This is a genomic window from Dyella sp. C9, assembly GCF_003332825.1.
Lineage (GTDB): Bacteria > Pseudomonadota > Gammaproteobacteria > Xanthomonadales > Rhodanobacteraceae > Dyella.
Map to the genome: position 1 here is coordinate 58,839 of NZ_QIRF01000016.1, position 23,459 is coordinate 82,297.

19 protein-coding genes are annotated in these 23,459 nt (G+C 66.9%); 8 read left to right on the top strand and 11 right to left on the bottom strand.

All coding sequences use genetic code 11. The features are described 5' to 3' along the window. Nucleotides 1–43 precede the first annotated feature (43 nt). The 6 genes from odhB to DVU99_RS16065 form a co-directional block, all read right to left on the bottom strand. On the bottom strand, nt 44–1,249 hold the full coding sequence (gene odhB, locus DVU99_RS16040; protein WP_114241235.1) for a 2-oxoglutarate dehydrogenase complex dihydrolipoyllysine-residue succinyltransferase: 1,206 nt from the start codon (nt 1,247–1,249) through the stop codon (nt 44–46). 146 nt (nt 1,250–1,395) lie between these two features. Further along, nucleotides 1,396–4,239, bottom strand: coding sequence for a 2-oxoglutarate dehydrogenase E1 component (locus tag DVU99_RS16045; protein ID WP_114241236.1), 2,844 nt, complete (start codon nt 4,237–4,239; stop codon nt 1,396–1,398). A 261-nt stretch (nt 4,240–4,500) separates the two neighbouring features. After that, nucleotides 4,501–4,992, bottom strand: a complete 492-nt coding sequence (locus DVU99_RS16050) for a hypothetical protein (RefSeq protein ID WP_114241237.1) — start codon at nt 4,990–4,992, stop codon at nt 4,501–4,503. Continuing rightward, complete coding sequence (locus tag DVU99_RS16055) at nt 4,989–6,182, bottom strand: cupin domain-containing protein (RefSeq protein WP_114241238.1); 1,194 nt, start codon at nt 6,180–6,182, stop codon at nt 4,989–4,991. Before DVU99_RS16055 ends, DVU99_RS16050 begins: the two co-directional genes overlap by 4 nt. A gap of 124 nt (nt 6,183–6,306) precedes the next feature. After that, the gene (locus DVU99_RS16060; RefSeq protein ID WP_114241239.1) at nt 6,307–6,711 is read right to left on the bottom strand and encodes a hypothetical protein; all 405 of its coding nucleotides are present in this window, start codon (nt 6,709–6,711) and stop codon (nt 6,307–6,309) included. A gap of 48 nt (nt 6,712–6,759) precedes the next feature. Then, nucleotides 6,760–7,509, bottom strand: coding sequence for a sulfite exporter TauE/SafE family protein (locus DVU99_RS16065; RefSeq protein WP_114241277.1), 750 nt, complete (start codon nt 7,507–7,509; stop codon nt 6,760–6,762). A gap of 199 nt (nt 7,510–7,708) precedes the next feature. Here DVU99_RS16065 and DVU99_RS16070 point away from each other — a divergent pair, with 199 nt between their 5' ends. The 4 genes from DVU99_RS16070 (at nt 7,709) to DVU99_RS16085 (ending at nt 13,712) form a co-directional block, all read left to right on the top strand. Next, the gene (locus tag DVU99_RS16070) at nt 7,709–9,469 is read left to right on the top strand and encodes an assimilatory sulfite reductase (NADPH) flavoprotein subunit (RefSeq protein ID WP_114241278.1); all 1,761 of its coding nucleotides are present in this window, start codon (nt 7,709–7,711) and stop codon (nt 9,467–9,469) included. 1 nt (nt 9,470) lies between these two features. Next, complete coding sequence (gene cysI, locus DVU99_RS16075) at nt 9,471–11,162, top strand: assimilatory sulfite reductase (NADPH) hemoprotein subunit (RefSeq protein ID WP_114241240.1); 1,692 nt, start codon at nt 9,471–9,473, stop codon at nt 11,160–11,162. Continuing rightward, nucleotides 11,159–11,881, top strand: coding sequence for a phosphoadenylyl-sulfate reductase (locus tag DVU99_RS16080; RefSeq protein WP_114241241.1), 723 nt, complete (start codon nt 11,159–11,161; stop codon nt 11,879–11,881). The genes cysI and DVU99_RS16080 overlap by 4 nt, the downstream gene beginning before the upstream one ends. A gap of 64 nt (nt 11,882–11,945) precedes the next feature. After that, nucleotides 11,946–13,712, top strand: coding sequence for a bifunctional sulfate adenylyltransferase/adenylylsulfate kinase (locus tag DVU99_RS16085; RefSeq protein WP_114241242.1), 1,767 nt, complete (start codon nt 11,946–11,948; stop codon nt 13,710–13,712). Between the two features lie 47 nt (nt 13,713–13,759). Here DVU99_RS16085 and DVU99_RS16090 read toward each other — a convergent pair whose 3' ends face one another. Then, nucleotides 13,760–14,779, bottom strand: a complete 1,020-nt coding sequence (locus DVU99_RS16090; RefSeq protein WP_114241243.1) for a LysR substrate-binding domain-containing protein — start codon at nt 14,777–14,779, stop codon at nt 13,760–13,762. Nucleotides 14,780–15,118: 339 nt separating this feature from the next. On the opposite strand from DVU99_RS16090, the gene cysG reads away from it, so the two are divergent. Both cysG and cysK read left to right on the top strand, forming a co-directional pair. Further along, nucleotides 15,119–16,552, top strand: a complete 1,434-nt coding sequence (cysG, locus tag DVU99_RS16095) for a siroheme synthase CysG (RefSeq protein WP_114241244.1) — start codon at nt 15,119–15,121, stop codon at nt 16,550–16,552. A 74-nt stretch (nt 16,553–16,626) separates the two neighbouring features. After that, nucleotides 16,627–17,568, top strand: a complete 942-nt coding sequence (cysK, locus tag DVU99_RS16100) for a cysteine synthase A (RefSeq protein WP_114241245.1) — start codon at nt 16,627–16,629, stop codon at nt 17,566–17,568. A gap of 50 nt (nt 17,569–17,618) precedes the next feature. On the opposite strand, the gene DVU99_RS16105 is transcribed toward cysK, so the two are convergent. Continuing rightward, nucleotides 17,619–17,990, bottom strand: coding sequence for a helix-turn-helix domain-containing protein (locus DVU99_RS16105; RefSeq protein ID WP_114241246.1), 372 nt, complete (start codon nt 17,988–17,990; stop codon nt 17,619–17,621). Nucleotides 17,991–18,151: 161 nt separating this feature from the next. Between DVU99_RS16105 and gstA the strand changes: the two genes are divergently transcribed. Continuing rightward, the gene (gene gstA / locus DVU99_RS16110) at nt 18,152–18,766 is read left to right on the top strand and encodes a glutathione transferase GstA (protein ID WP_114241247.1); all 615 of its coding nucleotides are present in this window, start codon (nt 18,152–18,154) and stop codon (nt 18,764–18,766) included. Nucleotides 18,767–18,829: 63 nt separating this feature from the next. Here gstA and purB read toward each other — a convergent pair whose 3' ends face one another. After that, nucleotides 18,830–20,197 (bottom strand): adenylosuccinate lyase, encoded by a 1,368-nt coding sequence (gene purB, locus DVU99_RS16115; RefSeq protein WP_114241248.1) that lies wholly within the window; start codon nt 20,195–20,197, stop codon nt 18,830–18,832. A 443-nt stretch (nt 20,198–20,640) separates the two neighbouring features. Here purB and DVU99_RS16120 point away from each other — a divergent pair, with 443 nt between their 5' ends. Beyond that, nucleotides 20,641–22,038: an aspartate ammonia-lyase gene (locus DVU99_RS16120; RefSeq protein WP_114241249.1), complete on the top strand. Its 1,398-nt coding sequence runs from the start codon at nt 20,641–20,643 to the stop codon at nt 22,036–22,038. 28 nt (nt 22,039–22,066) lie between these two features. Here DVU99_RS16120 and DVU99_RS16125 read toward each other — a convergent pair whose 3' ends face one another. Then, the gene (locus DVU99_RS16125; protein WP_157971463.1) at nt 22,067–22,609 is read right to left on the bottom strand and encodes a DUF2884 family protein; all 543 of its coding nucleotides are present in this window, start codon (nt 22,607–22,609) and stop codon (nt 22,067–22,069) included. A gap of 155 nt (nt 22,610–22,764) precedes the next feature. Further along, nucleotides 22,765–23,457, bottom strand: a complete 693-nt coding sequence (locus tag DVU99_RS16130; protein WP_114241251.1) for a hypothetical protein — start codon at nt 23,455–23,457, stop codon at nt 22,765–22,767. Nucleotides 23,458–23,459: the final 2 nt, after the last annotated feature.

Sequence of the window (23,459 nt, forward strand, 5' to 3'; positions counted from 1 at the left end):
AACCATTCCCTATTCACGATTCCCGATTCCCTGTTGCTCGGCCTTACAGGCCGAGCAACATGCGCTGCGGGTTTTCCAGCTGGTTCTTGATGTCGACCAGGAACAGCACCGCGTCCTTGCCGTCGATGATGCGATGGTCGTAGGACAGCGCCAGGTACATCATCGGGGCGGCGATCACCTGGCCATTCTCGACGATGGCGCGCTCCTTGATGGCGTGCATGCCCAGGATGGCGCTCTGCGGCGGGTTGACGATCGGGGTCGACAGCAGCGAACCGAAGGTGCCGCCGTTGGTGATGGTGAAGGTGCCGCCCTGCAGGTCATCGAGGCCGAGCTTGCCGTCGCGGGCCTTCTTGGCGTAGTCGAGGATGCCCTTTTCGATATCGGCGAAGCTCTTGTCCTGCACGTCGCGCAGCACCGGCGTCACCAGGCCCTTGTCGGTGGACACGGCGATGGAGATGTCCTGGTAGCCGTGGTAGACGATGTCGTTGCCATCGACCGAGGCGTTGACGATCGGGTGGCGCTTCAGCGCCTCGGCGGCCGCCTTGACGAAGAAGCTCATGAAGCCCAGCTTCACGCCGTTGGCCTTCTCGAACGACTCGCCCAGCGACTTGCGCATCTTGACCACTTCGGCCAGGTTCACTTCGTTGAACGAAGTCAGCATGGCGATGGAGTTCTTCGACTGCATCAGGCGCTCGGCGATGCGGGCGCGCATGCGGGTCATGGTCACGCGCTCTTCCGGACGCGAGCCCGGGGTCGGCTTGACGGCGGCCGGAGCGGCAGCCGGAGCGGAACCGCCCTTGGCGTAGTTGACCAGGTCTTCCTTGGTTACGCGGCCGTCGCGGCCGGTGCCGGCGACCTTGGAGGCGTCGATGTTCTGCTCGGTGGCCACGCGCAGGCCGGCCGGCGACAGGTCGGCGTTGCCGGCCGCAGCGGCAGCCGGGGCGGCCGGGGCAGCAGCGGCCGGAGCCGGGGCGGCAGCAGCGGGAGCGGCTGCGGGGGCAGCGGCCACGGCGCCTTCCTCGATCACGGCGATGACCTGCTGGCTGGTCACGGTGTCACCGGACTGGAACTTGATTTCCTTCAGCACACCGTCGACCGGCGCCGGGACTTCCAGCACCACCTTGTCGGTTTCCAGGTCGACCAGGTTCTCATCGCGCTTGACGGCTTCACCGGCCTTCTTGTGCCAGGTGGCGATGGTGGCGTCGGAGACCGACTCGGGCAGGACGGGGACTTTGACTTCGATGGACATATGAATTCCTTTGATTAGTGCGTTCATCCATGAACGCTAAGGTCAAAAAGCGGCTATCCATAGCCGCACTTTTCAAATGAGGTGCGCTCATCCTTGAACGCGAAGATCAAAAAGCGGCCATCCATGGCCGCACTATTCAATGAAGACTACTCTGCCGCGTGATCGGTGCCGATCGGCGCCACCAGGGCCTGCTCGACGAGCGCCGCCTGTTCGGCGACGTGCGTGTTGAGGTGGCCGGCGGCCGGAGCCGGCGAGCGAGCGCGTCCCGCGTACGAGAGACTCTGCTTGCTGCCCACGCAGGCCTGCAGGTGGTGGCGGATCTGGAACCAGGCGCCCTGGTTCATCGGCTCTTCCTGGCACCAGATCACTTCCTTGGCGGAAGGATACTTTTCCAGTTCGGCCGTGACCTGCGGACGCGGGAACGGGTACAGCTGCTCGACACGCACGATGGCGACGTCGCTGAGGCCGCGCTTCTCGGCGTCTTCCAGCAGGTCGTAGTAGACCTTGCCCGAGCACAGCACCACGCGCTTGACCTTCTTGGCGGCCAGGTCGCGGTGTTCCGGGATCACCAGCTGGAAGCTGCCCGTGGCCAGCTCGTCCAGGGTGGACACGGCCAGCTTGTGGCGCAGCAGCGACTTGGGCGTCATCACGATCAGCGGCTTGCGCGTCGGGCGCACCATCTGGCGGCGGATCATGTGGAAGGCCTGGGCCGGCGTGGTAGGCACGCAGACCTGCATGTTGTCCAGCGCGCACAGCTGCAGGAAACGCTCCAGGCGGGCGGAGGAGTGCTCCGGACCCTGGCCTTCGTAGCCGTGGGGCAGGAACAGCGCCAGGCCGCACAGGCGGTTCCACTTCGCTTCGCCCGAGCTGATGAACTGGTCGATCACCACCTGCGCGCCGTTGGCGAAATCGCCGAACTGGCCTTCCCAGATGTGCAGGGTGAACGGGTCGGTGGTGGCGCTGCCGTACTCGAAGGCCATGACCGCTTCTTCGCTGAGCAGCGAGTCGATCACTTCGACGTCGGCGCCGCCGCGCACGTCGGCCAGCGGCATGTAGGTGTAGCCGGTCTTCTGGTCATGCAGCACGGCATGACGATGGAAGAAGGTGCCGCGGCCCACGTCCTGGCCGACCAGGCGCAGGTTGTAGTTCTCGTCGATGAGCGTGGCGTAGGCCAGGTTCTCGGCGAAGCCCCAGTCGCCCGGCTGGTCGCCGGCGGCCATTTTGGCGCGGTCTTCGTAGATCTTGGCCACGCGGGACTGCAGGGTCAGGTCCTTCGGCACTACCAGGATCTGGTTGGCCAGCTCGACCAGGCGCTGCTTGGAGTAACCCGTGTGGGTGTCGTTGGTCAGCTTGCCGCCGATGAACTTGTCCCAGTCGACCTCGATGTCCTTGATGAGCGCCGTGGTGAGCTCGGTCATCGGCTCGCCCGCCTCGAGGCGGTTGCGGTAGTCCTCGAACATCTTCTGGGCATCGCCGTCGGCGATCACGCCCTGCTTGACCAGCTCCTGCGCGTACAGGTCGCGGGTGGTCGGGCGCTTGCGGATGATCTGGTACATCACCGGCTGGGTGGCGGACGGCTCGTCGGCCTCGTTGTGGCCGTGGCGGCGGTAGCACACCAGGTCGATCACCACGTCCTTGCGGAACTGCTTGCGGAAGTCGTAGGCCAGGCGGGTGGCCTGGATCACCGCTTCCGGATCATCGCCATTCACGTGGAACACCGGCGCGTTGACCATCTTGGCCAGGTCGGTGCAGTACAGCGTGGAGCGGGTGTCCTGCGGGTTGGACGTGGTGAAGCCCACCTGGTTGTTCACTACGATGTGCAGGCTGCCGCCGATCTTGAAGCCGCGGGCCTGGGACATGTTGAACAGTTCCATGTTCACGCCCTGGCCGGCCAGCGCCGAGTCGCCGTGCACGATGACGGCCATCGACTGCTTGCGCTCGGTGTCGCGGCGGCGGATCTGGCGCGAATGCACCGAGCCGGCGACCACCGGGTTGACGATCTCAAGATGCGACGGGTTGAACGCCAGCGCCACGTGGGTGCCGCCGTTGGGCGTCTTGACGTCGGCGGAGAAGCCCATGTGGTACTTCACGTCGCCCGAGTGGGCCGGATCGTCCGGGTGATCCCACTTGCCTTCGAACTCGTTGAACAGGGTGCGCGGCGGCTTGCCCAGGATGTTGACCAGCATGTTGAGGCGGCCGCGGTGGGCCATGCCGATCACCACTTCCTTGATGCCGTTGTCGCCGGCGGCGCGGACCACGTCGTCCACCATCGGGATCAGGCTGTCGCCGCCTTCCAGCGAGAAGCGCTTCTGGCCCACGTACTTGGTGTGCAGGTAGCGCTCCAGGCCCTCGGCGGCGGTCAGCTCGGCGAGGATGCGCTTCTTGCCCGCGGCGTCGAGGCCGGCGCTGCCATTGGCCTGCTCCAGGCGGGTGTAGATCCAGTTGCGCTGCTCATGGTTGCTGATGTGCATGAACTCGACGCCGAGGGTGTTGGTGTACACCTTCTTCAGTCGAGCCAGCAGGTCACGCAGCTTCATGCGCTGGCCGCCACCGGCGAAGTTGCCGCAGTCGAACTCGGTGTCGAGGTCGGCGTCGGACAGGCCGTGGAACGAGGGCTCCAGATCCGGGGCCGGCAGCTTCTCGGCCAGGCCCAGCGGGTCGAGGTTGGACGCCAGGTGGCCGCGCGAGCGGTAGGCGGTGAGGATGCGCAGCACGCCGGCCTGCTTGCGGGCATGGGCGTCGTCGATCGGGCCGACGGCGGCCGCCGCGGTGCGGCGCTGCTTTTGTGCGGCCTCTATACGCGCAATGGCCGCGGAGTGGGGCTTATCCCCCGCTTCGCGGCCCTTGAAGGTTTCGAAATATTTGCTCCATTCGGCGGAGACCGACGACGGGTCTGCCAACCAGGATTCATAGAGCTGTTCAACGTAATCGGCGTTGCCGCCGGCGAGTTGGGAGGATTCGAAGAACTCGCGGATCAGATTAGTGCTCACGTCACCACCGGTGAGGAAGGGAGGCTTGCAGCCGGTCCGACCGGGGTGGATCGGATGGCTGGGAAAAATCCCGTTAATTATAGCCTTGGGGTGCTGCGACGCGGCAACCCAAAACCTGCACCGGAGATGGGGTCGATGGTGGATATTTCGACCCTTGGGGTACCGACCATCGTCGTAGATCGTTATTTTTCGCCGGGAAGATGGCTGATTTGTGACGAAGGCGTCCACGCCATCGGCGTGCTTCCGTCGTTCAGCCTCCGGCTAGAGATGGAGTGGCTGCAACACCGTGGCCGGCGTCGAGCGCTCCCACACCTCATCGAAATGCTGGAGCAGCGGCGCCTGCGCGGCGCGGTCCTGGCGCGAGCCGCGGCCGTTCGCCCTGGCTGCGTCCGGCAGGAACAGGTAGCCGCCCTGGTCGGTGAGCAGGTAGGCCGAGGCGTAGGACTGGTCCAGCTCCTCCACCGGCGTGCGGATCTGGATGGCGGAGGACAGCCGTTGGGCGAGGCCGATCAGCCGGTGGCTCTCGCGCAGGGCGGTGACCGGATCGTGCAGAAGTACGCGGATCTGCGCCCCGCGTCCGGAGATGGCCAGTCGGCGCAACTCGCCCAGCTCGGCCTCGCTGGCGAAAATATCGCCAGTGAGGCGTGGCTGGTAGATCGCCACCCGGTGGCGCGCCTCGGCCAGCAGCAGCTGGCGGCTGTCGGCCAGTTCGCCACGGGTGGAGGCCGGAAGCGCGAGCTCCTGGGTGCTCATCGGCGTCGCGGCTTGCGTACCACCAGGTGCCCGTCGTTCACCAGGGACAGCAGCAAGGCGAGCTGGGCGGCAGGGGCGGACTTGCCCGGGCTCAGTTCGCGTTGGCTGCACAGCTGGGTCGCCCATTCGACCGTGGCCGGATAGGCCTGGCCGTTGACGAACAGGGTGGCGCCGCCCTTGGCCTTGGCCCAGGCCATGCGTGCCCAGGGATGACGCAGAAGGTGGGCGCCGCCGTCGAGCTGCTTGCGCAAGGCCGCCTCGGTCAGTTCCTTCTCGGGCGGCACCGGCAGCTGGGCGTTGCGGTAGCGGGTGATGAAGCGGCCGAACCAGTCGGTGAGCGTGGCGTCATCCAGGCCGGCGGCGAACGGCAGCGCTGTGCGCAGGCGGGCAAGGGCGGCCTTGTCGATCTCGCCCGCGGCCTTGGCCGGCGCCAGGTCGGGGTCGGCGTAGCGCAGTTCGTCGGGCAGGCGCTCTGCCAGGTAGTCGGCCAGGTCGCCGGTGAGTTCGGCGCGCGAGGGCGCGCGCATGCCCACCGAGATGGTCATGCAGGGGCCGCCGAAGGCGATGCCGTCGTGCGGCACGTCGGGCGGCAGGTACAGCATGTCACCCGGCTCGAGCATCCACTCGTGGTCGGGGTCGAAGTGCTGCAGCTGCTTGAGTTCGATATCGGGCCGGAAATCCTTGGGTGCGTTCGGGTCGGTGCTGATCGCCCAGTGGCGCTGGCCGATGGCCTGTAGCAGGAACACGTCGTACTGGTCCACGTGCGGACCCACACCGCCGCCCGGCTCGGCATAGGAAATCATGATGTCGTCCAGGCGCCAGCTGGGCAGGAAGGTGAAGTCTTCCAGCAGGGCGGCGACGTCGGCATCCCACTTGTCCACGTCCTGCACCAGCAGGGTCCAGTTGCTATTGGGCGTGCTGGCGAAGTCCTTCTCGGTGAGCGGGCCGGTCTTGACCTTCCAGCGATCGCGCTTCTCGTCGTGGATGATCAGGCGCGACAGGGCGACGTCTTCCAGCGCCAGTCCGGCTAGGTCGTCGGGCTGGATCGGCGGCTTGAAGTCGGGGAACGCCTGGCGGATCAGCAGCGGGCGCTTCTGCCAGTAATCACGCAGGAACTGCGCGGGGCTCATGCCGAGCGGCTGCTTGGCGCTGCCGCGGACTTCAATCGGGAGGGGGGATGCTTTGGTCATCCGGGCATTCTATGCGAAGGCGATGACGGGCCTGTTGATCTAGGGCGCGACGGGAGCGCGGGCGGCGATCCGCCCCGATAAGCCGCCAGGGGCGGTCATTCTTGGCGGGGGCGTCCGTTTCGTGTCAAAGAAAGTCGTATGCCCAGCACCATGCAACGACGCCCACGAAGACCACGGATCCGTGCAAGCCTGCGGCCCATTGCGCCCGGATTAGCTGGACATGCCGGTCGTTCCGGTAGCGGATCCAGGTGGCGCAAGCCGCTATGGCAAAGCAGAACGAGCAAAGCACCAGCAGCGCTGCCAGGTCGAACGCAAGGATCGCCAGCCCAATGTCCTGATAGCCCTGGGTCGGGATCGCCTGAATCGCGGGAACCGCGAGCGCTGCCGCGGCCAGTTCCAGCCAGAACGCACGCAATGCAAACGCACCCGGGGTGAATGGCGCTGTGTTGCCTGCAGCAGATCTATCGTTCATCCGGGCGGACTTGGCTGGGAGGGCGCGAGTGTGGCCGGTGAGCGCGGTGGCGGCCATGAGAAAAATCTTGAAACTCAGTCGCTCGCGGAAAGCAATCGTTCCCGCTCAGTGCTGGAGCAAGGTGTGGGCGATGTTATTCAGGCCGATGGCCAGCACCGCCAGCGCCGCCAGCACCGTGGCCACCCGTGGCGCCATGCGCCGGGCCAGTAGCGCGCTGAGCGGGGCGGCCAGCACGCCGCCGGTGATCAGGCCCAGCACGGTGGCCCCGTGCGGCAGGCCTACCTGCACCAGGAAGCTGACGCTGGCCACCGCGCTGACCAGGCACTTGGCCAGGTGCACCGTGCCGATCACCATCCGCGGCCTCACGCCGCGCGCGACCAGGGTGGTAACGGTAAGCGCGCTCCAGCCTCCGCCGGCCACCGCGTCGGCGAAGCCCGCGGCCAGGCCGAGCGGGCGGGTGATACGCGGGGTCTCTTCATGCAGGTGCTGGCGTCGGGTGGGGCGCACCAGCAGGAACACGCCCATGCCGATCAAATAGGGCGCGAGCGCCAGCTTCATCCAGCCGGGCGGGGCATGGCTGACCACATAGGCGCCCAGGGTGGCTCCCACCGCGCCGGGAATCACCAGGGCCCAGAACAGCCGGCGCAGCACATTGCCGGCGAGCAGGTGGCTGAGGCCGGAGGTACCGCAGGTGAAGGTCTCCGCGTAATGCACGCTGGCGCTGGCCAGCGCCGGCGGCACGCCCAGCCCCAGCAAGAGGGCGGTGGAGGTGACGCCATAGGCCATGCCCAGGGCGCCATCGACAAGCTGGGCCAGCACGCCGATGGCGGCGGACGCAAGAAAATCCGTGGGCATGGGCTGTGGAAAGGATGTGTTGACGCCAGTGTACGTGGGCTCGCGCCACAGGGGAAATGAGCGCGGGGTCATATGGTTATGCCAACACGTCCTTTCACATGACTTTAAGTGATGACTAACTTTGGATGCCCAGATGGATGGACGTCCAAAGGAAGTCGATGTGAACGCTGTCGTTGCGGCAGGTGTGGTGCAGGCTTCCATGGATGGCGGGAAGTTGTCCGCGCTGGAGCGCCTCACCGAGGGCCTGGGGCCGGCCGAGCTCTACTGGATCGCGGCCTGGAGCGCCGCGCGCGCAGAGCAGCTGCAACGCGGCTCGGCCCCGTTGCAACCGATGCGCCAGGCGGGCGAACAACTGACCATCCTGTACGGTAGCCAGACCGGGCAGGCCAAACGCATCGCCGGCCAGTTGCATGCGCGGGCGGAGGCGGCCGGGCTGGCCGTGCGGTTGGTGCGTGCCGACAGCTATGCCCAGCGCGACCTGGTCCAGGAAACCCTGCTCATCGTGGTGATCAGCACGCAGGGCGACGCCGAGCCGCCGGATGATGCCCGCGCGCTGGTGGAGTTCGTGCTGGGCAAGCGAGCGCCCAGGCTGGCGCGCCTGCGTTACGCGGTGCTGGGCCTGGGCGATTCCAGCTATCCGGAGTTCTGCGCCATCGGGCGGCAGCTGGATGCTCGCCTGGCCGAACTCGGCGCGGCCCGCCTTGCACCGCTGGGTGAAGCGGATGTGGACGTGGATGCCGTCGCCAAGCCATGGAGCGAGGATGCGTTCGAGCGTGCGCGCCAGGCGTTGGGCAGCTCGACGCCGGTTCCTCGCGTCGCGGCCCTGCAACCGGTGCCCAGCCGGCTGGCCCATTCGCGCGAGCGGCCTTTCGAGGCTGCGGTGCTCGACAACCAGCGCATTGTGGCTCGTGACGCGCAGCGCGACGTGCGCCATGTTGAGCTTTCCCTCGAAGGATCGGGCCTGACCTATGAGCCCGGCGATGCCGTCGGCGTGTGGCCGGACAACCCGCTGGCGCTGGTCGAGCAGTGGCTGGCATGGCTGCAGCTCGATGGCGAGCAGCGGGTACGCCACGACGGTCGCGAACTGAGCCTGCATCGTTGGCTGACCCGCGAGCGCGAGCTCACCCGGTTGAGCCGTCCGCTGGTCGCGGCGCTGGCGGAGGCGAGCGGTGACGAACAGCTGGCCCAGTTGCTGCGGCCGGACCAGGCCTCGCGCCTGGCTGTGTTGCTGGCGGAGGACCAGCCGATTGACCTGTGGCGCCGTCATCCCGTGCGCTGGTCGGCGGAGGAACTGGTCGCGGTGCTGCGCCCGCAGACACCTCGCCTCTATTCGATCGCGTCCAGCCAGAAGGTGGTGGGTGAGGAAGTACACCTAACCGTCGCCGTGGTCGACTATCTCGCCCACGGAGAGCGCCACTGGGGCGCGGCGTCGTCATTCATTGCCGCCGCCGGGGACGACCGGCTGCCGCTATTCATCGAGTCGAACGAACGCTTTCGCCTGCCGCGGGACGATGCACGCGACATCATCATGATTGGCCCGGGCACGGGCGTCGCGCCGTTTCGCGCCTTCGTGCAGGAGCGCCGCGAAAGTGGGGCGCGCGGCCGCAACTGGCTGTTCTTCGGCAACCGGCATTTCACCAGCGAGTTCCTCTACCAGGTGGAGTGGCAGGCCGCTTTGCGCGAGGGCTCGCTGCATCGGCTGGACCTGGCCTTCTCGCGCGACGACGCCCAGAAGGTCTACGTGCAGCAGCGCCTGCGCGAGCAGGGGCGCGAGTTGTACGCGTGGCTGCAAGAGGGCGCGCATCTGTACGTCTGCGGCGATGCCAGCCGCATGGCCAAGGATGTCAACTCCGCATTGATCGACGTGGCGGTGACCCATGGCGGCCAGACGCAGGAGCAGGCGCGCGAATGGCTTTCGGTCCTGCTGCAACAGGGGCGCTATGCCCGCGACGTGTACTGACATGAGCACACCACCCTCCGACTTCGAACGCATCAAGGCGAACAGCCGCTATCTCCGCGGCACCATCGCGGAGGGGCTGCGCGACCCCTTGACCAACGCCATCAGCGATGACGACAACAAACTGCTGAAGTTCCACGGCAGCTACCAGCAGGACGACCGCGACCTGCGCGAGGAACGGCGCAAGCAGAAGCTGGAGCCTGCTTATGCCTTCATGCTGCGTGCGCGCCTGCCGTCGGGCGTGGTGACGCCCGCGCAGTGGCTGGCGTTCGACCGGCTGGCGCGCGAATACGCCAACGGCAGCTTGCGTATCACTACACGCCAGACCTTCCAGTGGCACGGCATCATCAAGCACAAGCTCAAGCCGACGATTGCCGCCATCCATGAGGCGCTGGCCACCACCATTGCCGCGTGCGGCGATGTGGTGCGCAACGTGGTGAGCACACCCAATCCGGTTGAGTCGTCCGCGCATGCGCTGGCCTACCACTGGGCCACGCGACTGTCGGAGGAGCTATCGCCGCGTACGCATGCCTACCACGAGATCTGGCTGGACGGAGAGCCGCTGGTCGGCGAGCCGAAGGAAGAGCCGCTGTACGGAACGACCTACCTTCCACGCAAATTCAAGATCGGCCTGGCGATTCCGCCACTCAACGACGTGGATGTGTTTGCCCAGGATCTGGGCCTCATCGCGATCATCGAACAGGGCGAATTGCTGGGTTTCAACGTGGCGGTCGGGGGCGGCATGGGCGCGACGCATGGCGACCCCACCACCTATCCGCGGCTTGGCAGCGTGATCGGCTTCGTTACGCCGGAACAGTTGCTGGCCACCGCCGAAGCCGTGGTGGCGGTGCAGCGCGACTGGGGCAACCGCAGCGAGCGAAAGCATGCGCGCCTGAAGTACACGCTGGATCACCGCGGGCTCGATAGCTTCAAGGCAGATCTTGAGTCGCGCCTGGGGTTCATCCTGCAGGAGGCGCGGGCGTATCGCTTCGATCACAACGGCGATCGCTATGGATGGATCGAAGGCAGCGATGGTCGGTGGCACCTCACCTTGCAGATCGAATCGGGGCGTTTGGCCGATACCGGAGAGCACCGTTGGCTCACCGGCCTGCGCGAGCTGGCCCGGGTGCATCAGGGCGACTTTCGCCTGACCTGTAACCAGAACGTGATCGTGGCCAATGTCGATGCCGGCGAACGCGCCCGCATCGATGCGATCGTGCAGGCGCATGGCCTCGACGGCTATCGCACGCACAGCGGCATCCGGCAGCACGCGGTGGCTTGCGTGGCCTTGCCGAGCTGTGGCCTGGCCATGGCCGAGAGCGAGCGATATCTGCCGCAGTTCCTTCCCTTGCTGGAGCAACTGCTGGCGCAGCACGGCTTGACCGACGCGCCGATCCTGCTGCGCCTGTCCGGTTGCCCGAACGGCTGCTCGCGCCCCTACCTCGGCGAGATCGCCCTGGTCGGGCGTGGGCCGGGCCGTTACGACCTTCGCCTGGGCGCGGATTTCCGCGGCGAGCGGCTCAATCAGCCGTACCGCGAGAACGTCGACGAGGCGGCCATTCTCGATGCGCTCGCGCCGCTGTTCGCGCGCTATGCGGCCGAGCGCGGGCAGGGCGAGCACTTTGGCGATTTTCTGGTGCGCGCTGGCGTGATCGGTGCGAACCCGCGACGGATTCCCGCGGAGGTAGTGGCATGAAGCAGGAGTTGCTGGAGGAAGCCCAGCACGACGACAAGGCGCTGGACGCGCTCAACGCCTGGCTGGCGACGCTGGATGCGGAGCAGCGGGTGATCTGGGCCCTGGCCTATGCGCCGGGTGCACATGTGCTCTCGTCCAGCTTTGGCGCGCAGGCTGCGGTGTCGCTGCACCTGTTGACGCGGCACCGGCCCGACGTGCCGGTGGTGCTGGTCGATACGGGCTATCTGTTTCCCGAGACCTACCAGTTCATCGACGAGCTGAGTGTGCGACTGGCGCTCAACCTCAAGGTCTACAGCGCCGCGCAAAGTCCGGCCTGGCTGGAGGCTCGCGAAGGCCGCCTGTGGGAGCAGGGCGTGGCCGGTATCGACCGCTACAACCAGCTGCGCAAGGTGGAGCCCATGCAGCGCGCGTTGCGCGAGCTGGACGCCGGCTCGTGGTTCGCGGGGTTGCGGCGCAGCCAGGCGCGTACGCGGGCAAGCATCCCGTTCGCGGAACGCCGTGATGGCCGCTGGAAATTCCATCCCATCGCGGACTGGAGCGATCGCGACGTCGGCCTGTACCTGCGCCGCCACGACCTGCCTTATCACCCGTTGTGGGACCAGGGCTACATCTCGATCGGCGACGTGCATACCACGCATCGCTGGGAGCCCGGCAAGGATGCCGAATCGACGCGTTTCTTCGGCCTGAAGCGCGAGTGCGGCCTGCACGGCCTGGCCTGAGCACACACGACAAGAATCGTCCGGCGCAAAGCGTCGGCAGCCACCCCGATCACAGCAGATACCCATGACCCTGAGCGCCTTTGCCCCCCCCGAAGCATCGTCCCAGCCGCCCCGTGTCGCCGAACTGATCGCCCCGCATGGTGGTCACCTGAAGGACCTGTATCTTCCTGTCGCCGAAGCCGAACAACTCAAGCTGCGCAGCGCGGGCCTTCCCGGCATCGACCTGGACACGCGCCAGCTGTGCGACCTCGAGCTGTTGCTCAACGGAGCCTTTTCGCCGCTGGAAGGCTTTCTCACCGAACGCGACTACCGACGGGTGGTGGAGGAACTGCGCCTGGCCGACGGCACGCTGTGGCCGATACCGGTCACGCTGGATGTCAGCGAGGCATTTGCCGCGCGACTCGCGCCTGGCAGCGAAGTGGCGTTGCGCGACACGCAGGGTGTGCCACTGGCGGTGCTGCAGGTGGAGGACATCTATCGTCCCGATCGCGAGCACGAGGCACGCCAGGTGTTCGGCAGCACGGATCGCGCGCATCCTGGCGTTGCCGAGCTGCTGGATCGCTATCGCCCGGTGAATCTCGGCGGCCGCGTGCATGGCATCCAGGCGCCGGCGCATTATGACTTCAGCGAACTGCGCGATTCGCCGGCCAGCCTGCGCGCGTGGTTTGCCTCACAAGGCTGGGATCGCATCGTGGCGTTCCAGACCCGCAATCCCATGCATCGCGCGCATCGCGAACTGACCTTGCGCGCGGCGCAACAGGTGGGGGCGAAGCTGCTGGTGCAACCGTCGGTCGGGCGTACCAAGCCCGGCGACGTGGATCACTACACCCGCGTGCGCTGCTACCAGGCATTGCTGCCGCAATACCCGGCCAACAGCGCCAAGCTGTCGTTGCTGCCGCTGGCCATGCGCATGGGCGGTCCGCGCGAGGCGCTGTGGCACGCCATCATCCGCAAGAACTACGGTGCCAGTCATTTCATCGTGGGCCGCGATCATGCTGGCCCCGGCCAGGACGCCAGCGGCAGGCCCTTCTATGGCCCGTTCGAGGCCCAGCATCTGCTGGAGCGCCACCAGGAGGAGCTGGGGATACGCATCGTGCCGTTTCCGGCCATGGTCTACGTGGCCAATCGCGACGCCTACCTGCCGTCCACCGAGCTGCAGGCCGAGGACGAGGTGCGTGACATCTCCGGCACCCAGCTGCGACGGCACCTGCAGGAGGGCAGCGAGATTCCCTCGTGGTTCTCCTTCCCCGAAGTGGTGAAGATCCTGCGCGAACGGCACCCGGCGCGCGCCGTGCGTGGATTCACTTTGTTCTTCACCGGGTTGTCCGGGGCGGGCAAATCCACCATCGCGCAGGCGGTGGTGGCGCAGCTGCTGGAGCGCACCAGCCGTTCGGTAACGGTGCTCGACGGCGACGAGGTACGCAAGCACCTTTCAAAAGGGCTGGGTTTCTCGCGCGAGGATCGCGATGCCAATGTGACCCGCATCGGCTACGTCGCCAGCGAGATCGTGCGCCACGGTGGCATCGCGGTGTGCGCGCCCATCGCGCCGTACGCCGCGGCGCGCGCGCAGGCGCGTTCGCTGGTGGAGGCACATGGCGACTTCATCGAGATCCATGTCGCCACCGCGCTGCAGGTATGCGAGGCGCGCGATCGCAAGGGCTTGTACGCGCAGGCGCGGGCGGGCGCCATTGCGCACTTCACCGGGATCAGCGATCCGTACGAGGTTCCCGAGCAGCCGGAGGTGCGCGTGGATGGCAATGCGGCCGAACCGGTGGTGCTGGCGCGCCACATCGTGTCGCTGCTGGAGAGTCGTGGCCTGCTGCGGGCATGAGTCACGGGGCCACCGATGGCGTGGCCAGCCATGCGCCCGGTGCGGGGCTACTGCGCCTCGGCTACCAGATCCTGCACCTTGTGCGGCACCTGGCGCTGGCGCCAGTGCGGTACGCCCGGCCACTGTGACGTGCCGGCGCCGCCGGTGGCGAGGGCGCGGCTCACCGCGCGCCGTTCCAGGTGCGGTGCGAATACGCTGATGAAGTCCAGGGTGTACTCGCGCAGCACGCTTTCCCGGCGCAGCACGATCCAGGTGGTGCAGGCGGCGAACAGGTGATCGGCGCTGAGTTCGCTCAGGTCGGTGTCGTGCTCGGGCTGGTAGGCCATCTCGGCCAGTACGCCGACACCCAGGCCCTCGCGCACATAGGTCTTGATCAGGTCGGCGTCGCTGGCCGTCATGGCGATCTGCGGGTGCAGGTTGGCGGCATGAAAGGCGCGGGCCAGTGACGATTCCGCCTTGAGCGACGAGTCGTAGCTGATCAGCGGGTGCGCGGCCAGCTGCTCCAGCGTCGGAGCCTGCTTCTGCTTGCTGAGCGCGTGGCCCTTGGGCACCAGTACGGTGCGGTTCCAGCGATAGGCGGGCAGGGCGATGCCGTTGGGCGGCGGTGCGCCGGCGGCGGTGCTGACGATGGCGAGGTCGACCTGGCCACCTTCGAGCAGGGAGATCACGTCCGAATCGTTCACCGGCTGCAGGTGCACGCTGACCTGCGGATAGCTGCGACTGAGCGCGGCCACGGCCGAGGGCAGCGCAAAGCGCGCCTGCGTGTGGGTGGTGGCAATGCGCAGCGTGCCGCGCGATTCGTTGCGCAGGTTGGCCGCGATGGAGCGGATGTTCGCCGTTTCGGCCAGGATGATGCGCGCCCGCTCCAGTACGTGCGTGCCGGCGTGGGTGATCGCATGCAGGCTGCGGCCCTTGCGGTGGAAGAGCTGGAAGCCCAGCTCGTCCTCGAGCTGGCGCAGCAGCTTGCTCAGGCCGGGCTGCGTGGCGTGCACCCGCTCGGCCGCCAGGGTGATGTTGAGTCCGGCGTCAGCGATGGCAACCAGGTATCGCAGTTGGGTCAGGGTCATGGCATGGGGTCCGCAGGCGATCGTGAAGGAAGGGGCTCGCAGTTGCGGGGGGAGTACATCGCATGACCTCGTCCACCGCCGCCCAGCGGTCGCTGGCGATCATCCGGGTGTCTGGCAACGGGTATCGGCTGTCCACGGGGCGGAATAGGGCGATAGGTGTGAATTAGACGTCTATACATCCGTTGTTGCGATGCGTCAATACTCGGTGCGGCCGGCTGCCCGGACTTATAACGGAGAGTCATATGCCGTGAGACACAAATCATTTGTGCAGGCACGGCCACTTGCCTAGCGTGGCAGAACCCACCGTTACCCCCTGCCGCCGCTGGAGCCCGCCGACCGATGAAGCTGTATCCGCTGTTTGCCGACCTGAGCGGACGTGCCGTGCTGGTGGTGGGCGGCGGCGTGGTCGGCGAACGCAAGGCGGCTGGGCTGCTCGAGTCGGGCGCGCAGGTAACCGTCGGCGCCCCGGAAATCACCCCCGAGCTCCGGCGCTGGGCCGAGTCGGGGCGCATCCGCTGGTTTGCTGGTGCCTTCCATGATAGCTGGCTTGACGAGCCCTGGCTGGTCATTGCGGCCACCGGCGACGCGGCCTTGCATGCCCATATCGCCGAGCAGGCGGCGCGGCGACGCATCTTCGTCAACGTGGTGGACGACGCCGAGCGCTCCAGTTTCCACGTGCCGGCCGTGGTGGACCGCGCGCCAGTCACCATTGCTATCTCCAGCGGTGGCCATGCGCCGATGCTGGCCCGCCTGCTGCGCGAGCGCATGGAGCTGCTGATCGATCCGGTGGTGGGTCCGCTGGCGTCGCTGCTGGCGCAACTGCGCAGCCGCATCCGCATGCGCCTGCCGGACCTGGCCCGGCGCCGCCGCTTCTATGAGCGCCTGCTCGGCAGCCCCGTGCAAAGCCTGTTGCGGCGGGGCCAGTGGGCCTTGGCGGAAGCCGCGGCCGAACGCCTGCTGGACGCCACCGAACCCCTGGGCGCCGGGAGCGTGGTGCTGCTGGGTGCCGGCCCGGGCGATCCGGGATTGCTGAGCTTGCGCGGACTGCGTGCCCTCAACGAGGCCGACGTGATCCTGCACGACCGGCTGGTGAGCGCCGAGGTGCTCGCCCTGGCCCGTCGCGATGCCGAGCGCATCGAAGTGGCCAAGCAGGCGGGCAACCATCAGACCACACAGGCGCAGATCCACGCGCTGATGTTGCAGCACGCCTCGGCCGGTCGCCGGGTGGTGCGGCTCAAGGGCGGGGATCCCTTCGTGTTTGGCCGTGGTGGCGAGGAGCTCGAGTTCCTGCGCGCGCACGGTATCGCCTACGAAGTGGTGCCCGGCATCACCGCCGCGCTGGCGTGCGCGGCCTATGCCGGCGTGCCGCTGACCCATCGCGACCACGCGCAGTCGGTGCGCCTGGTGACGGCCCACTGCCAAGCCTCGATCGATACGCTCGACTGGCCCGCGCTTGCGCAGGAGCGCCAGACCCTGGCGGTCTACATGGGCACCAGCGAGCTTCCCGTCATCCAGCAACAGTTGCTTGCCCATGGCCGCGCGGCCAGCACCCCGTTCGCCCTGGTGGAGAACGGCTCGCGGCTGGAACAGCGCGTCATCACCGGTTCCCTGGACCAGTTGGTCGAGCATGCGCGCCGGTACGAGCTGCGCCCGCCGGCCTTGCTGATCATCGGCGAGGTGGCAGCGCTGGCCGAAACGCTGGCATGGTACGGCAGGCCGCCAGAAGGCGGCGTGGGGCGGCGTTCGCCGTTGCCGGAAGCACTGACGGCTTGACACAACCTTAATCCCGAACGGGCGCACCATCGCGCGACGCCGTTTCCAACCATGCCGTGCCACGGAGTGACTCCATGATCTACAACAGCATCCTCGACACCATCGGCAACACGCCCATCGTGCGCATCCATCGGCTGGCGCCCAAGCACGTGACGCTGTACGCCAAGGTGGAAGCGTTCAATCCGGCCGGCTCGGTAAAGGATCGCCTGGCCTACGCCATCATCATCGATGCGGAACAGAAGGGCCTGCTCAAGCCCGGGCAGACCGTGGTGGAAGCGACCTCGGGCAACACCGGCGTGGCGCTTGCCGCGGTGTGCGCGGCTCGCGGCTATCCGTTCGTGGCGGTGATGACCGAGACCTTTTCCATCGAGCGCCGCAAGCTGATGCGTGCGTATGGCGCGAAGGTGGTGCTGACCCCGGCAGCCGAACGCGGCAGCGGCATGGTGCGCAAGGCCAAGGAGCTGGCCGACAAGCATGGCTGGTTCCTGGCGCGCCAGTTTGAGAACCCGGCCAACCCGGCTTACCACCGCAACACCACCGCGCCGGAAATCCTGCGTGATTTCGCCGGCAAGCGGCTGGATTACTTCGTCACCGGCTGGGGCACCGGCGGCACGCTCACCGGCGTGGGCGAAGTGTTGAAGGTGGCGCGCCCGGAAGTGAAGATCATCGCCAGCGAACCGGCGGGGGCCGCGTTGCTGTCGGGCAAGGAGTGGCAGCCGCACAAGATCCAGGGCTGGACGCCTGACTTCGTGCCGGCCGTGCTGAATCGCGAAGTGGCGGACGAGATCCTGCCGATCGACGACGTACTCGCCCGCGACACCTCGCGCGACCTGGCGCAGAAGGAAGGCATCTTCGTCGGCATCTCGGCAGGCGCCACGCTGGCCGCTGCGCTGCAGGTGGCGAAGGATGCGCCGGAAGGCTCGGTGCTGCTGGCCATGCTGCCCGATACTGGCGAGCGCTATCTATCGACCTTCCTGTTCGAGGGCGTCAACGAAGGTTCGGACGAGGTGGAGTAATTGCGTGCTGCTCCCTCTTCCCCGGCGGGAAGAGGGAGCAAGGCGCGCGATCACCTGGCGCGGACCAGCCGACCGTACGTTTCCCATTCCGCAATCAATTTCCGGCCTACGCCGGCGAGCGCATCGATGGCCGGCAACAGTTCGCGGCCCAGTGGCGTCAGCGAGTACTCCGCCGAAGGCGGCGAGGTGTCCAGGACGCGGCGCGTCACCAGTCCGCGTGATTCCAGTTCCCGCAACCGCGCGCTCAGCACGCGCGCGGAAATGCGCGGTATGTCGTGGCGCAGTTCGCCGAAACGGCGCGGTTCGCCGCTCAATTGCCAGATCACGTTGGGTGCCCAGGCGCCGCGCAGCAGGGTGAGCACCTCGCTGAGTGGGCAGCCCGGTGGTGGGGCGACTTTGCTTTTGCGCAGGGGCAGGCCCATGGCGGCGATCCTGTTGGACGAATGCGGTAACCCGGCGGTTACCGCATTTTAGGGATTACGCATGGATAGATGGTATCCAACAGTAACCATGGTGGCCTAGCATCGAGGGCCTGCGCGAGCCCGGGTCGCGCCGATCCTGTCCCCCCGATGGAGAAACCACCATGAAGCTCTATTACGCCGCGGGAGCCTGCTCGCTCTCGCCGCACATCGTCGCGCTTGAAGCAGGCATCCCGGTATCGCTGGAGAAGGTCGACACCAGGGCCAAGCGTACCGCGGCCGGCGAGGACTACTGGCAGATCAACCCCAAGGGCTACGTGCCGGCGCTTCAACTCGACAATGGCGAGCTGCTGACCGAAGGCCCGGCCATCGTGCAGTACCTGGCTGACCTCAAGCCCGAAGCCGGGCTTGCGCCTCCCAATGGCACGCCGGCCCGCTACCGCCTGCAGGAGATGCTCGGGTACATCAACTCCGAGCTGCACAAGACCTATACGCCGCTGTTCAAGCCGGACACGACCGAAGCCGTGCGCGAGGAGCGCAAGGCGTACCTGCAACGGCGCTACACCTTGCTGGAACAGCATCTGGCGGAGCACGACTGGCTGGTTGGCGAGCACTTCACCGTCGCCGATGCCTATCTGTTCACGGTGACCAACTGGGCGCAGCACGTGGGCCTGGATTTGTCCGGATTCCCGGCTTTGCTTGCGTTCCAGCAGCGTGTGGCCGAGCGTCCGCAGGTGAAGGCGGCGATGCAGGCCGAGGGGTTGGTCAAGGCGGCCTGAAAAGCGAAGGGCCGCGCATGACTGCGCGGCCCTCACGTGTCCCTGCCGGTATGGCAGAGGCGCTCAGATGTCCTTGGCCAGCGGTTCGGCCAGGCCGATGTAGCCACCCGGCGTCAGATCCAGCAAACGCTGCTTGGCGTCGGCTGGCAGGTCCAGGCCGGTAATGAAGGTGCGCATGGAGTCCTTGGTGATGCCCTGGCCGCGGGTCAGCGCCTTGAGCTGCTCGTAGGGCTCCGGCAGGCCGTAACGGCGCATCACCGTCTGCACGGCCTCGGCCAGCACTTCCCAGCTGGCGTCGAGGTCGGCGGCAAGGCGATCGGCGTTGACGGTGAGCTTGCCCAGGCCCTTTTTCAGCGATTCCAGCGCCACCAGGGTGTGGCCGAAGGCCGTGCCCAGCGCGCGCAGCACGGTGGAATCGGTCAGGTCGCGCTGCCAGCGGCTGATCGGCAGCTTCTCGGCGAAGTGGCCGAGCAGCGCGTTGGCCAGGCCGAAGTTGCCTTCGGCGTTTTCGAAGTCGATCGGGTTGACCTTGTGCGGCATGGTCGAGGAGCCGACTTCACCGGCCTTCAGCGCCTGCTTGAAGTAGCCCAGCGAGATGTAGCCCCAGATGTCGCGCGCCAGGTCGATCAGGATGATGTTGGCGCGGCGGATCACGTCGCAGTACTCGGCGACGCCGTCATGCGGCTCGATCTGGGTGGTGTACGGGTTGTAGTCCAGGCCCAGGCTTTCCACGAAGCGCTGCGAGAAGCCGCGCCAGTCCAGTTCCGGATAGGTGATCGCATGGGCGTTGTAGTTGCCCACGGCGCCATTGATCTTGCCCGGGATTTCCAGCGCCACCAGTTGCTTGCGCTGGCGCTCCAGGCGCGCCACCACGTTGGCCAGCTCCTTGCCCAGCGTGCTCGGCGAGGCGGTCTGGCCGTGCGTGCGCGAGAGCATCGGCAGGCCGGCATTGGCGTGCGCCAGGGCGCGCAGTTTGCCGATGATCTCGTCCAGCATCGGCAGCAGCACCTGGTCGCGCGCGTCGCGCAGCATCAGCGCGTAGGACAGGTTGTTGATGTCCTCGCTGGTGCAGGCGAAATGCACGAATTCCTTGGCCTGGGCCAGCGCGGCATCGTTGCCGATGCGCTCCTTGATGAAGTACTCCACCGCCTTGACGTCGTGGTTGGTGGTCGCCTCGATGGTCTTGATGCGCGCGCCGTCGTCCACGCTGAAGTCGGCGGCGATGCCCTTGAGCTTGGCGATCTGCCCGGCGGAGAAGGCCGGCAGCTCCACGATGCCCCGGTCGGCAGCCAGTGCCAGCAGCCATTCGATCTCGACGTGCACGCGGCGATGCATCAGGCCGAACTCGCTGAAGATCGGGCGCAGCGTTTCGACCTTGCTGGCGTAACGGCCGTCCCGCGGGGACAGGGCGGTCAGGGCATGGGAGGACATCAGGGGCGTTCCAGAGGCGGGAAAGCGGAGATTTTACAACAGGGGTGGGGCGGGGGCGGGGTTCGGGCCCGGCAGCCTCGGGCGGGCGAGCCTGGCCTGGCTTTAGGCCACGCGGCTGACCGGTTCCAAGGGGGCGCTCGTCCACGCCACCGCATTTCGCCCTGTAGGAGCGCACCCTGTGCGCGACCGGATCGGAACAGGGGCGAGGGGCGGATAGTGGGGGCGCCAAGTCCGGCCGCCGAGGCCGGCGCGCGGGTTGCGACGGATGGGGGCTGGCGCCATCGCTATTCGTAGCTGACCCCTTGGCACTGCGCTTCGCCGGGTTTTCGCGCGTGGGGTGCGCTCCGGCAAGAATGGCGGGTCACTGCCCCGCGCGCCTCTTGGCGACTCGCTAACACATCCCTATCTATATTGCCGTTCTCCTCCCGAGGAATCGCAACGACATGAGCCAGTTCCGCACCGAACACGACAGCATGGGGGAACTGAAGGTGCCCTCGAAAGCCCTGTACGGCGCCCAGACCCAGCGCGCAGTGGACAATTTCCCGATTTCCGGCCTGCGCATGCCGCGGGCCTTCATCCGTGCGCTGGGCCTGGTGAAGGCCGCGGCGGCCGATGCGAACTTCCTGCTGGGGCACCTGAAGAAGACACAGGCCCATGCGATCCGCAAGGCGGCGCTGGCCGTGGCGGCGGGTGACTACGACGACCAGTTCCCGATCGACGTGTTCCAGACCGGCTCGGGCACCAGCACCAACATGAACGCGAACGAGGTGATCGCCCACGTGGCGGCCCGTGGCGGCGGCAAGGTGCATCCCAATGATCACGTCAACTACGGGCAGAGCTCCAACGACGTGATCCCCACCACCATCCACGTCAGTGCCACGCTGACGGTCACCGAGCAGTTGCTGCCGGCGCTGCGGCATCTCAAGCGCACCATCGAGCGGCGCGCGCGCGAGTTGCGCAACGTGCCCAAGACGGGCCGCACCCATCTGATGGATGCCATGCCGGTGACCTTTGGACAGGAGCTTTCCGGATGGGCGGCGCAGGTTGGCTCTTCCATCGAACGCATCGAGGATGCGCTCAAGCGCATGCGCCAGTTGCCGCTGGGCGGCACCGCCGTGGGTACCGGCATCAACGCTGACCCGAAGTTCGGTGCCTCGGTGGCGCGTGAGCTGAAAAAGCTCACCGGCGTGCGTTTCGACTCGTCGGCAAATTTCTTCGAGGGCATGGCTTCGCAGGACGCGGCGGTGGAGTTGTCCGGCCAGTTGAAGACGCTGGCGGTGACGCTGATGAAGATCGCCAATGACTTGCGTTGGATGAATTCGGGTCCACTGGCTGGCCTGGGCGAGATCGAGCTGCCGGCACTGCAGCCGGGCTCGTCGATCATGCCGGGCAAGGTCAATCCGGTGATTCCGGAGGCGACCGCGATGGTCGCGGCGCAGGTGATCGGCAACGATGCCGCCATCACCATCGCCGGGCAGTCGGGTAACTTCCAGCTCAACGTGATGCTGCCGCTGGTGGCGCACAACCTGCTGCAATCGGTGGAGATCCTGTCCAACGTCAGCGTGCTGCTGGCGGACAAAGCCATCGCCGGCTTCAAGGTGAACACGGCGCGGGTGAAGGAGGCGCTGGCCAAGAACCCGATCCTGGTCACTGCGCTCAATCCGGTCATCGGCTACGAGAAGGGCGCGGCCACCGCCAAGCAGGCCTACAAGGAAAAACGTCCCATCCTGGACGTGGCGCTTGAGACCACCGGCCTGTCGAAGTCGGAACTGCAGAAGCTGCTCGACCCCATGACGCTCACGCGCGGCGGAATTCACGGCGGAGGCGGTGGCGGCGGCTAGGCGTCGCCACCCTGAGGGCGCAGGCGTTTCAGGATGAGGCGTGGTCGTCCGAGCACTTCTCGTGGCTACGGTCACCCAGGATGTGCGCATAGGGCTGGAAGGCCGGAAGCTGGGCGGCCAGCTGGTCCTGTGCCGCCTTGATGGCGACCACGTCCTCGCAGATCCGGGTGCCGGTCTGCTTCACCTGCGCCGTCCTGGCTTCGGCGGACTTCTGGCTGGCGTTGCTGTCCGAGCCGCCCAGGCTCTGCACAGCACCCTTGACCGAGTCCAGCGCCAGTGCGGCGCCGGCCTTGCCTGCAGCGATGCCTTGCGTGTGGATGTCGACCACGGTGCCGCGGTAGCGGCGCAGCATGTCGCGTTGCGCCTCGTCCACAGCGACCGCCTTGCCATTGATGACCAGGTCGCCGGTTTCGCTGATGACGGCATCCGGGGCGCCGGCTGCATGCAGGGTCACCTCGCCATTCCGGTACACGATGCCGCCGTTGGCGATATTGGTGCCGCCCGCGTTCTTTCCGCAGGCGGCCAGCAGCAGTGCCAGGGCCAGAGTGGCAGCGAGCTTTTGTGGATACATCGGTTCCTCCCTTCGATGCATAGTGGAAATGGATGCCTCCAAGTCCCTGTCATGGGCGAACGCGCGACGCGTCCATCTGCCGCGTGGTGCCCCGCCGGCACTCCGCATCCTTGCAGTGTGCCGGCGGGACAGAACCGTGAACGGGCGTGTCATGCCTATTCCGAGAACACTGCAAAACCCGGCTTGCCGTGTTCGTCGGTCTGCTTGCCGCAGTCTTCCACGTCCTTCTGCGTCATGGTGGCATAGGGCTGGAACGCCGGCATGGCGCCGGCCAGCTTCTGCTGCGCGGCCAGCATGGCGGGCATGCGGCTGCACAGCTGCATGGCGGCAGCGCGGATCTGGTCGGTCTGCGGCTTGATGCTGGCTTCGATGTCCTTGTCGCTCTTGCCGGTCAACGCGCCCACGATGGCCTGCCGCGCTACCCCCATGCCCATGGTGGCGCTGCTCGCGCCAATATCCATGCCGGCGGTGGCGATGCCAATGATCTGCTGGCGGTAATCCACCAGCATCGCGTGCTGTTCGGGCGTGGCGTCGACCGGCTTGCCGGCGATCACCAGCTCGCCTTGCGGGGTGATCACGGCCCTCGGGCGGGCGTCGCTGCCATCGTGCGGATGTCCACTGAGGTGAATGCTGCTGACGTCGATGTCCTTGGTAAGCAGGTCCTGCTTGGCCTGGTCGATGCCCTTCTGGATTTGTGCGCCGATGACCGATGGCGAAGTCTGCTGCTGCACTTCCTTCGCCGCCTGTGCCAGGTCGCTGTTGGCGTCGTGGCCCGACTGGCTGCACGCGGCAAGCGACCACAGCAGGGGCAGGGCAAGGATGCTGCCGGTGATGATGTGGATCTTCATTG

Bases quoted from the DNA above. Each gene is read 5' to 3' on its own strand.
- DVU99_RS16090 (WP_114241243.1), bottom strand. From the start codon at position 14,779: ATGACCCTGACCCAACTGCGATACCTGGTTGCCATCGCTGACGCCGGA.
- DVU99_RS16130 (WP_114241251.1), bottom strand. From the start codon at position 23,457: ATGAAGATCCACATCATCACCGGCAGCATCCTTGCCCTGCCCCTGCTG.
- DVU99_RS16080 (WP_114241241.1), top strand. From the start codon at position 11,159: ATGAAGCAGGAGTTGCTGGAGGAAGCCCAGCACGACGACAAGGCGCTG.
- gstA (WP_114241247.1), top strand. From the start codon at position 18,152: ATGAAGCTCTATTACGCCGCGGGAGCCTGCTCGCTCTCGCCGCACATC.
- DVU99_RS16055 (WP_114241238.1), bottom strand. From the start codon at position 6,182: ATGACCAAAGCATCCCCCCTCCCGATTGAAGTCCGCGGCAGCGCCAAG.
- DVU99_RS16085 (WP_114241242.1), top strand. From the start codon at position 11,946: ATGACCCTGAGCGCCTTTGCCCCCCCCGAAGCATCGTCCCAGCCGCCC.
- purB (WP_114241248.1), bottom strand. From the start codon at position 20,197: ATGTCCTCCCATGCCCTGACCGCCCTGTCCCCGCGGGACGGCCGTTAC.
- DVU99_RS16105 (WP_114241246.1), bottom strand. From the start codon at position 17,990: ATGGGCCTGCCCCTGCGCAAAAGCAAAGTCGCCCCACCACCGGGCTGC.
- DVU99_RS16125 (WP_157971463.1), bottom strand. From the start codon at position 22,609: ATGTATCCACAAAAGCTCGCTGCCACTCTGGCCCTGGCACTGCTGCTG.
- DVU99_RS16060 (WP_114241239.1), bottom strand. From the start codon at position 6,711: ATGGCCGCCACCGCGCTCACCGGCCACACTCGCGCCCTCCCAGCCAAG.
- DVU99_RS16070 (WP_114241278.1), top strand. From the start codon at position 7,709: ATGGATGGCGGGAAGTTGTCCGCGCTGGAGCGCCTCACCGAGGGCCTG.
- odhB (WP_114241235.1), bottom strand. From the start codon at position 1,249: ATGTCCATCGAAGTCAAAGTCCCCGTCCTGCCCGAGTCGGTCTCCGAC.
- cysG (WP_114241244.1), top strand. From the start codon at position 15,119: ATGAAGCTGTATCCGCTGTTTGCCGACCTGAGCGGACGTGCCGTGCTG.
- DVU99_RS16120 (WP_114241249.1), top strand. From the start codon at position 20,641: ATGAGCCAGTTCCGCACCGAACACGACAGCATGGGGGAACTGAAGGTG.
- cysK (WP_114241245.1), top strand. From the start codon at position 16,627: ATGATCTACAACAGCATCCTCGACACCATCGGCAACACGCCCATCGTG.
- DVU99_RS16050 (WP_114241237.1), bottom strand. From the start codon at position 4,992: ATGAGCACCCAGGAGCTCGCGCTTCCGGCCTCCACCCGTGGCGAACTG.
- cysI (WP_114241240.1), top strand. From the start codon at position 9,471: ATGAGCACACCACCCTCCGACTTCGAACGCATCAAGGCGAACAGCCGC.
- DVU99_RS16065 (WP_114241277.1), bottom strand. From the start codon at position 7,509: ATGCCCACGGATTTTCTTGCGTCCGCCGCCATCGGCGTGCTGGCCCAG.